At 50.6% G+C, this 14989-nt stretch carries 15 protein-coding genes; 7 read left to right on the top strand and 8 right to left on the bottom strand.

From position 1 onward, the window contains the following. The 5 genes from ACO6V1_RS18695 to ACO6V1_RS18675 form a co-directional block, all read right to left on the bottom strand. Nucleotides 1-2699, bottom strand: a 2699-nt coding sequence (locus ACO6V1_RS18695) for a DUF6531 domain-containing protein (RefSeq protein WP_422468004.1), incomplete at its 3' end; no start/stop codon positions are given. Between the two features lie 69 nt (nt 2700-2768). Beyond that, the gene (locus tag ACO6V1_RS18690; protein ID WP_422468002.1) at nt 2769-3758 is read right to left on the bottom strand and encodes an OmpA family protein; all 990 of its coding nucleotides are present in this window, start codon (nt 3756-3758) and stop codon (nt 2769-2771) included. Beyond that, entirely contained in the window at nt 3755-4273 is a 519-nt protein-coding gene (locus ACO6V1_RS18685) for a hypothetical protein (RefSeq protein WP_101748442.1), read from the bottom strand. The genes ACO6V1_RS18690 and ACO6V1_RS18685 overlap by 4 nt, the downstream gene beginning before the upstream one ends. Then, on the bottom strand, nt 4260-4571 hold the full coding sequence (locus tag ACO6V1_RS18680) for a hypothetical protein (protein ID WP_422468000.1): 312 nt from the start codon (nt 4569-4571) through the stop codon (nt 4260-4262). Before ACO6V1_RS18680 ends, ACO6V1_RS18685 begins: the two co-directional genes overlap by 14 nt. A 125-nt stretch (nt 4572-4696) precedes the next feature. Next, complete coding sequence (locus ACO6V1_RS18675; protein WP_422467998.1) at nt 4697-5596, bottom strand: LysR family transcriptional regulator; 900 nt, start codon at nt 5594-5596, stop codon at nt 4697-4699. A 92-nt stretch (nt 5597-5688) separates the two neighbouring features. Here ACO6V1_RS18675 and ACO6V1_RS18670 point away from each other — a divergent pair, with 92 nt between their 5' ends. Genes ACO6V1_RS18670 through ACO6V1_RS18650 form a run of 5 tightly spaced genes read left to right on the top strand, consistent with a single transcriptional unit; the run spans nt 5689 to nt 10353 of the window. Then, nucleotides 5689-6900 carry an acyl-CoA dehydrogenase family protein gene (locus ACO6V1_RS18670; protein WP_422447363.1) on the top strand — a complete coding sequence of 404 codons (1212 nt, stop codon included), beginning with the start codon at nt 5689-5691 and terminating at the stop codon, nt 6898-6900. Nucleotides 6901-6928: 28 nt separating this feature from the next. After that, nucleotides 6929-7750: an SDR family oxidoreductase gene (locus ACO6V1_RS18665; RefSeq protein WP_422467996.1), complete on the top strand. Its 822-nt coding sequence runs from the start codon at nt 6929-6931 to the stop codon at nt 7748-7750. Next, entirely contained in the window at nt 7747-8823 is a 1077-nt protein-coding gene (locus ACO6V1_RS18660) for a phosphotransferase family protein (protein WP_422467994.1), read from the top strand. Before ACO6V1_RS18665 ends, ACO6V1_RS18660 begins: the two co-directional genes overlap by 4 nt. A gap of 13 nt (nt 8824-8836) precedes the next feature. Beyond that, nucleotides 8837-9550, top strand: a complete 714-nt coding sequence (locus ACO6V1_RS18655; protein ID WP_422463416.1) for a histidine phosphatase family protein — start codon at nt 8837-8839, stop codon at nt 9548-9550. Between the two features lie 20 nt (nt 9551-9570). Next, the gene (locus ACO6V1_RS18650) at nt 9571-10353 is read left to right on the top strand and encodes an SDR family oxidoreductase (protein WP_422463418.1); all 783 of its coding nucleotides are present in this window, start codon (nt 9571-9573) and stop codon (nt 10351-10353) included. 542 nt (nt 10354-10895) lie between these two features. Here the strand turns inward: ACO6V1_RS18650 and ACO6V1_RS18645 are convergent. The 3 genes from ACO6V1_RS18645 to ACO6V1_RS18635 form a co-directional block, all read right to left on the bottom strand. Beyond that, on the bottom strand, nt 10896-11588 hold the full coding sequence (locus ACO6V1_RS18645; protein ID WP_422467992.1) for an SDR family oxidoreductase: 693 nt from the start codon (nt 11586-11588) through the stop codon (nt 10896-10898). Between the two features lie 114 nt (nt 11589-11702). Beyond that, on the bottom strand, nt 11703-12404 hold the full coding sequence (locus tag ACO6V1_RS18640; protein ID WP_422467990.1) for an IclR family transcriptional regulator: 702 nt from the start codon (nt 12402-12404) through the stop codon (nt 11703-11705). Between the two features lie 143 nt (nt 12405-12547). Continuing rightward, nucleotides 12548-13510 (bottom strand): sulfotransferase domain-containing protein, encoded by a 963-nt coding sequence (locus tag ACO6V1_RS18635; RefSeq protein WP_422467988.1) that lies wholly within the window; start codon nt 13508-13510, stop codon nt 12548-12550. Nucleotides 13511-13807: 297 nt separating this feature from the next. Here ACO6V1_RS18635 and tenA point away from each other — a divergent pair, with 297 nt between their 5' ends. Together tenA and ACO6V1_RS18625 are read left to right on the top strand one after the other, a co-directional pair. Next, the gene (gene tenA / locus ACO6V1_RS18630; RefSeq protein ID WP_422463425.1) at nt 13808-14503 is read left to right on the top strand and encodes a thiaminase II; all 696 of its coding nucleotides are present in this window, start codon (nt 13808-13810) and stop codon (nt 14501-14503) included. Between the two features lie 68 nt (nt 14504-14571). Further along, entirely contained in the window at nt 14572-14877 is a 306-nt protein-coding gene (locus ACO6V1_RS18625) for a hypothetical protein (protein WP_422463427.1), read from the top strand. The last annotated feature ends 112 nt before the right edge of the window (nt 14878-14989 follow it).

The raw sequence follows: 14989 nt of genomic DNA, 5'->3' as shown, positions 1-14989 counted from the left end.
GCATGTTCAGCAGCATTTTCAGCAACGATGGAACGTCTCAGATGGCCAGAACCCGCCCGGATCTTGTTCCCGGCGCTGTCATAGTCGTAGACGATCACTCCGGTATCCGGGCTATCTACCTGAATGGTGTCACCAAAGCCATTGTAACGATAACGGGTAACCGCACCGTTGGCCGCCACCACTTCACTGATGCCACCCGTCTGACCATATTCAAACCGGGTAGAGCCGTTCATGGCGTCTATCACTTGGGTCAATTGACTGATGGCATTGTAATCATTGCGAGTGATGCGCTTTTCGTCTTTCCCTGCTTCGGTTGTGGTCAGAACATCCCCCAGTTTGTTATAGGCAAGCACCACTTCCTGCCCATGCTGTCCCAGCAGTTTGATCACTCTGCCCAGGGAATCCAGCGCCCGCTCACTCTGACGGATCAGGTTTCCTTTGCTGTCGTATACCAGTTGGGCAGTCCATTCACCACTGACTCTGGAAGGCTCCAGGTTAATGCGCTCGCCCCAGTTGTTGCGGATTTCAATGATTTGTCGAGCGTCGTTATAGTCGAATGACTGCCAGCTGCCATCGGGCAAGGTCAGTCGGGTCACCAGGCCGTTGCGGTCATAATCCATTTCCGTGGTCTCTGACAGTTTGCCCGATTGACCCCGCCGGGTGATTCCGGTGGTTTGACCCAGAGCGTTGTAGTCCAGGGTGATTTGCAGGTCGTTCGCCAATGTCGCCTGGGTGGGCTGGCCATCACTGTTGTACTGGTCAATGGTGATGGTATGCCCCATCGGGTTGACGACTTCCTCCAGCAGGCCACGGTCGTTAAAGCGGTAGGTGGTGATATCGTCTGAGCCATCAGCCAGAGGCTTTCTGGGGCCGTTGATCGCCAGAGTGGCAATCTGTCCGACATTTTGCTTATCGAAGGTATAGCTATATGCCCAGTGACGCTGATCACCGTAAGTTGAATAAGGCAGTGTCTGCTGTGTCAGGTCGGTTTCAATAAGGCTCAGCAACCTTCCTGCATCGTTGTATTGAAAATCGGCCTTGCGATAACTCTGCCAACGTCCCTGGTGGTAACGACTCAGGATTTCTTCGGTCACCAGTGGTAAAGTGTTATGCCAGCGTCTTTCAACGCGGGAAGTGCCTTCTACGGGTAACCACTGTCCTTGCTGACGAGTCAGACCGTTATCCTGCCGGGTCACCAGGCCTCTCTGGTTGCGCTGGTATTCTGTGGCACTGCCTTCGGCATCTACCGCCAGACGCAGGTAGCCCTGTTCATTATATTGATGATCCTGGCGAACTTCCGGACAGGTCGGTGTTGCCTTACCGTCCACCCTGACCAACCTGCGATAACCGGGCCGTGCTGCTTCCAAATGAAAAACAGTCACCAGACCGGCTTCATTGGTCATGGCTACCGTGCCGTCACTTCTGTAGTCAAAGGTCAGTCGTTCAACGCCATTACCATGTTCACTAAGATTTGCACGACCGAGATCATCATAGCCCCAGGTGGCATAGCGCTTACCTTCCGCGTCGGTAATGCCGGTCAGGGCATGGTTGAGCTGTTGATTCTCGTAATGATAGGTTGCGGTATTGTGCTGCCAGAGCGCTGCAACTTGTGACCAGATGCTGTCGCCCAGTCGTTGGAATCCCTTGAGGTTGCCTTTTTCACTGTACTGAAAACGCAGAACAGTATTATTGGGCAGTTCAACCCGGCTGAGCCATGGTTTTTCGCTATGGCCTTCGTAATTAAACGTCAGTTGGTCGCCACGGCTGTCTGATACTGAAACCAGCTGGTTATTTTTATATGTCAGTTGATGAATAACGCCGTTAGGGTATTTGACAGATTGTAGCTGGCCAGCTTCATTATAGGTTTCAATGACCTGGTTCAAGGTGATGTAACGCCAGCCGCTTTCTGTTTTTTCCAGCTGATCCACGACCCCCTGACCGATCCAGCGATCCTGTTCAAGGCGGAACAGATAAACAGAGCCGTCGTCACGAACTATCTTGCGGTAGGTATCGGATATTTGCCCTTCCAGATCAACCAGATCTGAAAGCTGCCGCTGGTAACTGTGTCGCCAGCCATGGCCCAGACTGGTCAACTTATTACTTTGTCGGCTGTTGTAATAGCGCTCGAATTTAAGGGGCGTTTCGCCATAATGCTGAAAGTCAGACTCAACCTGGAACTTGTTACCCGTACCAAAGTCAATAGGGTTGCCCGCCACCGTATAAGTGGGCGCGGTGGACACACCCCCTTGTGAAGAACCTCCCAGAGGATAAAAGTAACCCGGATCACCGCCCCCTGGCCCAAGACACATACCGCCACCACCACCTCCACCCGGGTCAGGAAACAGATCGTCTATGGGTGGTACATTTCCGTCACCAGGCTGAGTATCACCACCATCCCCGTCGGAACCATCACCGCCACTCCCATCAGAATCATCCGGCCCACCGCTATCTTTATGCCTGCCACTGCCCCCGGGAGCTGCCAGTCCCGGAGTTCCTTCCGGATAGAACCAGCCCTGGTAATAGTTGGAAGCCATCTCCTGCGCCATATCACCTATATGGTCAGTGATGACATCGCCGTACTGCTGGTAACCGGCCATCGCAGTGATCAGGCCAATGCCAAGGATTGGCATATACTCCGCCATAGCTGCGCCAATCATTCGACGAGGGTTAGGTTTCTTTAAAAACTGATGACCTGACATCTCTACATCCCTGTATTATCTTTTTATGATTCTTTTTTATGGTTCTTCTGTTATTTTTAAGCGCCCAAACTAATTGATAGCTGACGTTTTCAAGGGCTGCTGGTACTCAATGGTCACCCGCCGATTCTGTTTTCGCCCTTCAGTCTGGCGGTTATCTGCAACAGGCTGCTCTTCTCCGTAGTGCTCAACATTAATCGTTAAACCTGCCATGGCGTTATCACGTGTCAGTACTTGTTCCACTGCTCTGGCACGTGACTCAGAAAGCCGTTCATTGTCTTCCTCTGTGCCCACACTGTCGGTGTGACCTGCTATGGTGAGCCGGGTAGCGCCTGACTCAATCAGCTCATGCTTCAGCCTGAGCAGGTAATCGTTAGCGTTCTCATTCAATTCAGCCATCCCTGACTCGAACAGGATGTCGGGGATATTATCCAGCAGGGCTACTGTGGGATATTGCTTATCCAGTGTCAGAAGACGATGGTTAAAGGCCAGTTTCAGCTGCGGTCGGGTGCTGGCATCCAGTATCCGAAGGTAGCTCCTGGGCTCCCCATCCAGGTCGATGACATAAAACTGAACCAGCCACTGGCTCCCCTTGCTACCCGCCTGCCTGGCCAGAACATAGTGCTGACTGGACTCGTCACCCTCAAGCTGTTCAGAAAGATAAAGTTGCCAGGCAGTCAGGTCACCGCATTGTATCTGTTCGCACCGATAAACAACTTCAAAGTGGTCTTTTGCCAAACGATCCAGCATCTCCTGGTACAGATGCACCGCCGAGTCACTCATACTGTGGTCATTGATCCAGACCCGTGATTCACCCAGAGCCTCCAGTTTCAGGGAAGCCAGATAACCTTCATTGTCCCCTTTGAGATAATCCACCGGCCCGGCGACCAGTTCGACCCGGTCATATTTTTTGACGTCCTTCTGGAACACTGTGGACTCTGGAAATGCCTTAACCAAGGGGTGCGTTGCAGGAGAGGCCATAACAGGGGAAATAGCAGCAAATGTTAAAGCAGCAAATCCCCCCAGGGCTACACTTCCCAGTTTTTTATAAAGTGATTTCATCCTGATTTCCCCCCGGTCGGCGGAGCGGGTATCCAATACTCACCACATCCCAGTAGTGGCCCGGCATGCAGTTTGCCCGAATCCACAGCATGAGCCTGGACGACATTGAGATTACCCGACACCTTCGCCTTTTCCTTGTTGTCGACATAGTCCTGATAGACCGATTTCAAATTAGCCAGTGTCGTATTCCTATAGTCAGTAATAGCTTCCCTGCAAGATGACCGGTCCACTGAAGCCATGGCATCGGCCACAGCCTGCTCACGAGTGGTAATCATTTGTCCAACAATTCTGATAGTGGCTTCCCTGACTGATCCCAGATCCATATTGGGTCGGTAACCGGGACTGGCTATCATTTTCTCGGTCTCTTTATCAATATGCTGGTTCTGCAATTCCTGAAAAGGCTCTAGCTCATTCAAGAGCGCATCCTGATGCTCTATAACCTTATCCACATCAAAGGCCATCACAGCCGTGGACGACAGTAAAAACAGAAGACAAGCGGTTTTATAAATTCTCACAATCGACACCTTTGGTTTCATTCTTTTCACATCGAAAGTCGGTCTGCATTCGCACCACACTGCGCCCGGTCAAGGGAATCATAAAACGATTTTCCCCAAAAAGCCTTGCTAATGCCTGGCAGGCCAACCAATCTTGTGAAGCCCCCTGGCTCACCTGCAGAGTCCGCCATATGATAAAGTTCGCCACAGGCACTTCCATGTCATAGCAGTAACGACTGCGAATACCCAGCAGGTTGGCGTCCTGCAAATCCACATCGACCCCATCAATGTCCTGCATGGTCTGGTCACGGGCATCCATATTCTCTACCGGAATCTGATAAACAGACTCCTGTGCCAGTCGAAATTTTCCACCGTACCTGGAGAACGGACAACTGCTGCCCGAACAGGACTCCAGCTCATTGAACCAGAATTAGCTCACAGATTTTACTGACAAGGCTCATTTAATAACCCTCTGAGCCATTGCAGTGAGGGCGATGCACTTCTGATGGAGTACCAGTAAAGATAGGCACTGACCGATGGCAGTTCATAGGGCAGTGGAAGAATTTGCAGTCCCATATCCTGAGACAATTGTTGAGCGTAATCCTGCGGCAGGGTCAGTAATAAGTCTGAGCAGGAAGCCACCAGACAGCCTACCTGGTAGTCCCTCAAACGAAGGGCGATTGAGCGTCGTTTTTCCAGGCTGGCCAATTGCTGATCTTCATAACCAGGCCCTTCGCGACGGGAGGACACCAGAATGTGTTTCTCCTTCAAATACTCTTCCATGGTCAGCTGTTTGGTTATCCGGCTGTGATTTTTTCGGGCAACGACAACCATCGGGGTTTTCTGCAGCAAGGTATATTCGATTTGGCGGCCCACCGGCAGAAGTACGTCAATGGCAAGGTCAATACTGCCTGCTCTTAACTCCTTTTCCACATGGTGACGATCAAGTTTCACACTATGGATCGAGATACCCGGAGCCTGCTGCTGTAATGCCATCATTAATGGTGGCAGCACAACAGTTTCCATCGCCTTATGAATGGCCAGAGTAAATGACAACTTACTGGTGGCTGGAACAAAGTCATCTCTCGGTGCCAGCACGCGCTCCAGGTCGCCAAGGACGGTGCGCAATTCCGGTAGAATTTCCCGGGTGTATGAAGAAGGCTGGAGGCCCCGTCCTTCACGGATAAACAGTGGATCGTCCAACTGCTCCCGAAGCCGGTTTAAGGCGTGGCTGACGGCGGGCTGGGTAAGGTTGAGCCGTCCTGCGGCACCGGTAATTGAGCCGGCAATGGCAATGGCTTCGAGCACTCTCAGAAGATTAAGGTCAAGTCTTGATATATGCATAATATTTATAGTTATTCATCAAAACTATTCATTTGATCGTGATTATCATCTACAGCAGCATAGAGGGCAATAACAATAACAGCGAGGCTTTCATGGATTTTTCCCATTCTGCCAAAGCGCAGGATTTTCTCCAGCGCACTCAGGCATTCATGAACGACAAAGTACTGCCAGCAGAAGAAGCGTATCATCAGGCGTTGTCCACCTCCGCAGACCACTCTGAGTGGCAGCAACCGGAAATCGTTGAAGAGTTAAAAAGACAGGCTCGCAGTGCAGGGCTCTGGAATATGTTTCTGCCCTGTGATGAATGGGGCGCAGGACTTACCAATACTGAGTATGCACCTATCGCCGAGGCCACTGGCTGGAGCTTGATGGCACCGGAGGTCTTTAACTGTAATGCGCCGGATACCGGCAATGCCGAAGTGCTCTGGAAATACGGCAGTGAGGAGCAAAAAGAACAATGGCTTAAACCGTTGCTGGCCGGGGAAATTCGTTCTGCGTTCTGTATGACCGAGCCAGAGGTTGCATCCAGTGATGCAACAAATATGGGTGCCACCTGTGTCATTGAGGGTGATGAGATAGTATTGAATGGTCGTAAATGGTGGAGCAGTGGTATAGGCCACCCTAACTGCAAGTTCGTTATCTTTATGGGCATTTCGAACCCTGAGGCAGATCGTCATCACCGTCACGCTATGGTTTTGGTGCCTTTGGATATGCCCGGTATAAAAATCGAGCGCATGTTAAGTGTCATGGGAGACTACGATGCACCATTTGGTCATGGTGAAGTGTCGTTTACTGATGTACGGTTACCGCTGTCTGCCTTTATTGGTGGCCCGGGCCGGGGGTTTGAAATTGCCCAGGGACGTCTCGGACCGGGTCGTATCCATCATTGCATGCGTTTGATTGGCTCTGCGGAAAAAGCACTCAAACTATTGTGTGAGCGGGGCCTGAGCCGCAAGGCGTTTGGTAAGCCTCTGGTGAAGTTGAATGGCAATCCTGATGTGATTGCCAATGCCCGGATCGGTATTGAACAGGCCCGGTTGCTCACTCTGAAAGCGGCATGGCTCATGGATACAAAAGGCATTATGGGCGCAATGAGTGAAGTGTCCCAGATCAAGGTGGTGGCCCCCAACGTTGCCCAGCAGGTGGTTGATGCGGCTATTCAGATGCACGGCGGTGGTGGTCTTTCCGATGATTTCCCGTTAACCCGTATGCTGGCAATGGCAAGGGTGCTGCGTTTAGCGGATGGGCCAGATGAAGTGCATCGTGGGTTGATTGCCAGGTTTGAACTGATGAAGTATCGATAACACGAAAAATAATAAATAGGATCAAGGCATGTCGTTTATAAAAACAATAATTGTGACCGGCGGTGCCAGTGGCCTTGGCCGTGCAACCTGTGAGCGCTTTGCCCGTGCAGGTTATTCGGTTTGTGTCGCTGATATCAATCAGGAGCCAGGCAATAAAACGGTCGAAGCCCTGAAAGCCCTGGGTGCCGATGCCTGTTTCACCCACTGTGATGTCACCAGTGACCAGGATGTAGAAGCCATGATTGCCAGCGCCATGCAGCGATGGGGCAATATCGGTGTGCTGGTTAATAATGCCGGTGTCGCAACCGGCGGTCGTATCGAAACGTCCTCCATGGAAGATTGGCAGTGGGTATTGGATATTAACCTGCTGGGTGTTGCCAGAGGTTGCAAAACGATTACGCCGCTGTTTAAGAAACAGCGCTCCGGTCATATAGTCAATATTGCCTCACTCGCTGGTTTGGTGAATGCACCGTTAATGTCCAGTTATAACGCCACCAAAAGTGCAGTGGTGGGCCTGTCAGAAACCATCAGGATCGAGTTGGAACCTTTTGGTATTCATACGTCAGTGGTTTGCCCGGGATTTTTTCAGACCAACCTTGCCGAGTCTTTTCGATCCGGTGATGCTGAAATGAAAAAGGTGGTGGATAAGCTACTGGCCAGTTCCAACATCACCGCTGAAGATGTGGCCAATGATATCTTCAATGCGGTTCAGAATAAGACATTTTATGTCTTGCCCCATCGCGAGGGGCGCATACTGTGGCGCATCAAGCGTTACCTGCCATCACTGTTCAAAGCACTGGTGAGCAAAGGATATAAGAAGAATTTAAAAAAACAGGGTGTGAAGCTATGACCACTGAAAGTGCAGGATTTGTTGATCAGCCGGGAACGGTTCGATCCGGAGAGGAGCTGGATAGAGCGGCACTGGATGCCTATCTGAATAGGATGTTTCCTGATATTGCCGGTGACCTTAAGGTTGAGCAATACCCCGGCGGTGCTTCCAATCTGACTTACCGGGTTTCCAAAGGTGAGAAAGAATGGATTCTCAGACGCCCGCCTTTTGGTGTAAAAGCGGCTTCTGCCCACGATATGAGTCGTGAATATCGTGTGATGTCTGCTTTGCAGGATCATTACCCGGTACCCAAAATGGTGGCCTTTTGCGAAGAACAGAGTGTTCTGGGGTGTGATTTCTATTTGATGGAGCGCCTGAATGGCATTATTCCACGCAATAACCTGCCAAAAGGGATGGCACTATCTGAGCAGGAAGGTCGACAGTTGTGTATCAATGTTCTGCAAAAGTTCAGTGAATTGCATAACATCGATATTGAAAAAGCCGGTCTGACCAGTCTGGGTAAAGGCTCCGGATACGTGCAACGTCAGATCAACGGTTGGAGCGGCCGTTATCGTAAGGCGATCACCGACAATGTACCCGACTTTGAACAAGTGATGAGCTGGCTCGACAGTAAGCAACCTGAAGATGCTGGCACCTGTCTGATTCACAATGACTTCCGGTTCGACAATGTGGTCTTGAACCCGGACAACCCAACTGAAGTTATTGGTGTGTTGGACTGGGAGATGTGCACACTGGGTGACCCATTGATGGATCTGGGTAATAGCCTTGCCTACTGGATCGAAGCGGATGATGAACCACAAATGCAAATGTTCCGCCGTCAGCCAACGAATATTGCGGGTATGCTGACGCGCAAAGAAGTGGTCGATTGGTACTGTGAGCAGAATAATATTGAACTGAAGACGTTTGATTTCTACGAAGTTTACGGCTTATTCCGGCTGGCAGTGATTATGCAGCAGATATACTACCGCTTTCATCATGGCCAGACCAGGGATCAACGTTTTGCCATGTTTCCTATGGCGATAGCGTATCTGGAGCAACGCTGCCTGCGGTTGATCAGCCAGTCATCACTCTAGGACAAAAAGAACAATGGCTACCATTTATTTGACTCGACACGGTCAGGCATCATTTGGGCAGCCCGACTATGACTGTCTTTCCCCGCTGGGTGAACGTCAGGCTGTTATTACTGGCGAGTGGTTGGCACAAACACTGGGCAAGTCATTTCAATTGTCAGGCTCCGGCACCTTGCTGCGACAACAGCAGACGCTGGCTGGTATCCATAAAGGGATGTCGAAAAGCGGGTACCGTTCGTTGTGCGCGGATATCACCTTTCCCGGACTGGATGAGCTGGATTCCGGTGACTTGATGCTGGCGGCGAACCCCGATTTTACTGATCGGGCACAAATGGACCTGGCTTTTGCCCGGGCGGCTAATCCCAAGCAGGCTTTTTTTGACGCCTATCGTGCGGCACTGTTTCGCTGGATGTCTGGTGATTATGACAATGAATACCAGGAGTCCTGGCATACCTTTAAATCCCGGACGATAGAGGTACTTCATCAGTCGACCCGTCAGATGGCACAAAATGATTCCGCTGTGCTGGTCAGCTCAGGTGGCGTGATCTCCGTGATTATACTGCAACTGTTGAACTGTCCGGATACTGAGATGTTTCGTATTAACCGACAGATTCACAATACATCCATTACAGCTATCTCTGAGCGCAACGGTAAACTGAGCCTGCATGGTTTCAACAATTATTCACACCTTGAAGTAAAAGGTGAAAAAGCGTTGCTCACCCGCATATAAAAACAATAAAGAGACTTCTTATGACAACCAACGAACCCCAAAAAGATCTGTTCAACCTGAAAGGAAAAATCGCATTGGTGACTGGTGCCAGCCGGGGCATTGGTGAAGCTATTGCCAGACTGCTGGCAGAGCAGGGTGCCCATGTGATTGTTTCCAGCCGCAAGTTGGATAGCAGTGAAGCCGTTTGTAGCAGTATTCGTGACAGCGGCGGCTCTGCCGAAGCTATCCCCTGTCATATCGGTGATATGGATCAGATCACCTCCCTGTTTGAGACGATCAAGGCAAAACATGGTCAGCTGGATATTCTGGTCAATAATGCAGCAGCCAACCCTTACTTCGGCCATATTCTTGATACTGATCTGGCGGCCTTTCAAAAGACGGTAGACGTTAATATCCGTGGCTACTTCTTTATGTGCGCAGAGGCCGGAAAAATCATGCGCAAAAATAACGGTGGTAATATTGTTAATGTTGCTTCTGTCAATGGTGTTGTGCCCGGGCATATGCAGGGTATTTACTCGGTTACCAAAGCAGCGGTTATCTCCATGACCAAAGCCTTTGCCAAAGAGTGTGCCGGGCTGAATATCCGGGTAAACGCCTTATTGCCGGGTTTGACTGAAACAAAGTTTGCCTCAGCACTGACGGGCAATCCGGCAATCCTGAAACAGGCATTGACGCATATTCCCATGAATCGCAGCGCCGCACCTGAAGAAATGGCAGGAACTGTTCTTTACCTGGTGTCTGACGCTTCCAGTTACACAACGGGTGCCTGCATAAATGTGGATGGCGGGTATTTAACCGTTTAAATCTGCTTTTTTCTTTGAAGTTAAACGATAAGAAAGCCATCGATTTATTCCCCGGCAAGTTGAGCAATTAAATATTGGATGCACAGTGCAGGGATGGTCAGCACTTTATGCTGCAATGCTTCAGGTAAACACCTGACCGCTAGTACATGGTTTCAATGAGTTTGACGGGTTGTTGTGCCTCCGCACTCCGTTCGTCCTGAGCCTGTAGAAGGGCGAAAACTCCGGACTCTGATAGATCGTGCCAAGCACCCTTCGACTCCGCTCAGGGTGAACGGAGATTGTACACGTCAAACTCATTGAAACCATGAGCTAGTGCCATCGGAGCTTGCGCCAATACAATAGAGTCGTCCTCACGGCAATGTTGCTCGATATAGTCAGCAATCGTCTGCTGAGTGGAGAGGCAACAGGCTTTCCCTGTCAAAGGTTCCTGATTAATAAAAAGGCCGACAATAACTGTCGGCCTTTTTAGGTCTCCCGTCGTGAAAGCTGTCAACTCAGCAGTGTTAGCTTAAGCAGGGAATGGTGCCAGGTTGTGGGGCAGATCACCACTCGACGCTGGAACCATCGAATACACGAAAGCTGCCGGATTCTTCCAGGGTCAGGTTTTCAGTGACCTTGATAATACCGGCAACACTCTGCTCTGCGGGGAACGTGGCATCCTTACCGCCCATATCGGTTTGTACCCAGCCCGGATGAATGGCCAGGGTTTTCACCTGCTGGTTGCGCAGGTTTTGTGCCGCCGATACCAGAATCTGGTTCAAGGCTGCTTTTGATGCGCGATAACTGTACATATTGCCGGTGCTATTATCCCCCAGACTGGCAACCCGGGTAGAAATACCGACAATGGTCTTATGTTCACTGGCCGCCACATTGTCCTGCAGCGCCTGAATAAGCAGTGCCGGTGCAACGGTGTTGATGGTGAGCACTTCCAGCCATTTCGCCTGGGTCATCTCACCCAGTGTCGCGCAGTCTGACCCCAGTACACCGGCATTGAGGATAAGGTGATCAATAGCCTGACCATTCAGGCTGGTAGCCAGGGCATTGATATCTGACTCTTTGGTCACATCCAGCGGTAATACCTTGACAGTAGCGTGCGCAGTTGCCAGTTCATTCAGTGCACTTGCTGACTGTGGTGAACGACAAGTTGCCAATACCTGCCAGCCTTTCGACGCATACTGGCGGACAAACTCCAGACCCAGACCACGATTGGCACCGGTAATCAAAACAACAGACATAAGCAGTTCCTGAGATTCAATGAAACTGTTAAGTGTATGCGCTGATAAGGACAAAAAGGTGGAAGCTGCCAAGAAAGTGCACAAGATTCGACATTATCAAATTAAGTGCCTCTACTATTTAGTGGTCAGAAACTGAAGGGCAAAATGCATCAGGCGAGCCCTGGTTAACTCCCCGGCACCGCCGCTGATCCCGGCAACGGCAACAAACTCCCCGTTCAGGTAGAGGGGGATGGCGAGACAGTTTAATCCGGCCTGCGCCTCTTCCAGATCCAGGGCATAGTTGTGTTGTGCTACCCACTGGAGTTCCTTTTCCAGCGCCCTGGGGACTTGTCCCAGCAGGCGCAGACGACGCAGTAATTCATGGTCAAACGCGAGAAACACCTTGCCGATCGCCGATGTGGTCAAAGCTTCACGTTTACCACGAGGGCTGCGAATGGTCAGTGAATGGCCGCCTTCAACCGCATCAAGGTAGAGATATTCCTGGGCACCACTGGGCACGGCCAGATAGGCGGTGTTATCTGTGAGCTGTGCCATTTTCATCAGCAAGGCACTGAAATGCCGTCGAATGGCTTCGTCTTTTTGCTCCAGTGGTCTGGACAACTCACGAAATCTCAGCCCCAGGGAATAACCTTGTTTGCTGCGCAAGACATACCCCAGCTCGCTCATGGTCGCCAGCAGGCCATGAACCGTGGTCTTGTTCAGCTCAACCGCCTCACTGACCTGCTGCAGAGTTAATGGCCCGGGATGTTGGGACAGGGCCTCAAGAATGGCGAAACTTCGCTCAACCGATTGAATTCGTTTTGGCTCTTTGTACATCAGAGTTTCCTGATCATTTTTCAGGCATTGTCCATCGGTGACGCGGCAGGATAAAGATGGTCAGCAGTGAACTTCTTACGGGGGAATTATATACGACAAGGTGGGGCATAATCCGCCACCTGTTGAGGCTTTGCAAACAACCCTTACTTTTGTTGAAAACGCATCAGTGAACCGCCTGCTTTTTGGTTGTGCTCGTTAATCTCATGGGCTGTCAGTCTTTTCCATGCTTTCGTCGTTAACGTGTCTGGCGGTAAGGTCAGGTAGGGGCTTTCTTCATTACCGGCCTGTACCCCGGTAACATGGTGATTAGTAAAGTTCTCCCACTCTTTGACTACATGCTGATAAAGCCGGGTATCAAACTGATTGCGCCCGATTAAAATGGATTTAAGGTGTTCTGGCGGAGATTTTTCATCGTAGAGCTTATTGCCGGTCACCTGAAAGCGGGCAGAAGCCACTTTTTCCTCACCATACAGACGAGCAACCACTGACGTCACTGAGTCGACAGCTTCTGTCGGTGCTACCAGTAGAAATTCGTCGTTTATTCTTCGGGTGGCTGCACGATAAGTGTCTTCTGTGCATTCACCATCCATATGATCTTTCCCGGCGATCAGCCGGGTTTGTAAATTATCAATCATGGTGGAACCGGCATAAGTTTCAACATCCTCTTTGGCAAGGTAACCCCGTTGATAATCAAAATTAATTGAGGACACAGCTCTTGCTACCGGCTCCCGAACTAATGAGATATATCGTCCCTGTAAACCACCTTCCTCTATCAGGCCCGTGGGCATATGGCCACTGATAAATCGGGGTGAATGTTGTGCTTTAAGGTTTTCCAGCGCTTCCGGAGAGGGATAACCGCCCATTCCACCAGGCTTGAAAAGATTGGGGGAAACACCCTCTTGCCGCATAACGGAGCAGCGATGATTAAATACGCTGCCTGAATCAGCACTGATGGCTTTCATCAGACAGGCAATGTTGGTCCCCCCGGTTTTCGGCATATGGATAAAAACGATATCCTCTTGCCCTGCTTTTCGTATTTCATCGGAGACATTCACGGGGTTAAGCATGGTAATCGTTGATGAAGCGTAAGACATGTTGGTTTGCATTATTCATTCACCTCGTGTGGCAAGACGCTGCAGCACTGCAAAATTGGCGGTGTGGCCCTGAAGAATCGGTAAAGTAAGCGGCTGAACAGCGGATTTCAGATCATCTGGTTAGTTTGATCGTGTTCACTGCAAAAATGTTCCTTAACTTTTTCAGGTCGATACTCTGTTCCATCAAACCCGTACCTCAGTTCTGATTGATTGTGTGTTGCCAGGCAGAGTCACCGGCAAGGTTATAAATGTGCAACCGGGCAACGGTGAGTTATGATGCGGATCAATAATGATGCCCGGAGTCCGGCCATGAGCTCAGATACCTTGTTCCTTAACGATGAAAACACCCTTTACGGGCGCATGAAAGCGGCCTGCCAGGAGGACTGGCATAACTACTGCCATCACCCGTTTGTCCGGGGGATGGCCGACGGATCGCTGCCAATTGCCTCTTTTCGCCACTATCTTCAGCAGGATTATCTGTTCCTGATTCACTTTGCCAGGGCTTACTCACTGGCGGTTTACAAGTCGGATAACCTGGAAGATATGCGTTCTGCATCGGAGTCCGTAAGCGGTATCCTGGGCGAAATGACACTGCATCTGGCCTATTGTCAGGAGTGGGGGCTGACAGAGAAGGATGTGGTCAGCCTGCCGGAAGCCCGTGCCAATATGGCATACACCCGTTATGTGCTGGAGCGGGGAATGGCGGGCGATATTCTTGATCTTTACACGGCGTTATCGCCCTGCGCGGTGGGTTATGCGGAAATCGGGTATCGTTTAAAGAATGATCCGGATACGCTCAAAGAGGGCAACCCTTACTGGGCCTGGATAGAAACTTACGGGGGGGAAGAATTTCTTGGCTGTGCCAGAAAGCAGGTCGAGCAGCTGGAGCAGCTGGCCAGGTCCCGTTATAACGCCGCCCGAATGGATGCTCTCTGCCAGACTTTCCGGGAAGCGACCCGCCTGGAAATCGGCTTCTGGCAGATGGGTATGGACTGCTCATTTTAACGTCCGTTAGCAGTTCGCCATTCTCTGCTATCCTGAGGTCTCGAACAACAACTCATCAAGGTAAGCTTGTGAATCTTGAATCGAGAGTTGAGAAACTGGAGATGGGGCAGGAAGCACTGGATCACGCTTTTCGAGACTTGGTGAAAGTTGTCAGTGCAACCCATGAAGTGGTTGCCCTTGTTCTCAAAGAGCAGCAGGATACCCGCAGAGAACTGAATGAGTTCAAGGGAGAGGTCAATGCTCAGTTCCGACAGATTGATCAGCGCTTTGATCAACAGGACAAACGCTTTGATCAGCAAGATAGACGTTTCGACAAGATTGAAGAAATTCTGATACAGATTATCGGTCGTCTTCCCGACCAGCCTGATATTTGAATCTGATCTTGTTTCCAGAGCTTTGAGGGTGTCGCTAAAGCCCTCACCACCAAGTCATCCAGCCACTACCAGGTGTGCTGAAAATCGCCGATGACGATATGCACCATATCCG

Origin of the sequence: Endozoicomonas sp. ALC013 (genome assembly GCF_049310205.1) — a bacterium.
In the GTDB taxonomy this organism is placed as follows: Bacteria; Pseudomonadota; Gammaproteobacteria; order Pseudomonadales; family Endozoicomonadaceae; genus Endozoicomonas.
The sequence above is the reverse complement of the archived record's forward strand: the minus strand, read 5'-3'. Positions and strand labels throughout refer to the sequence as shown.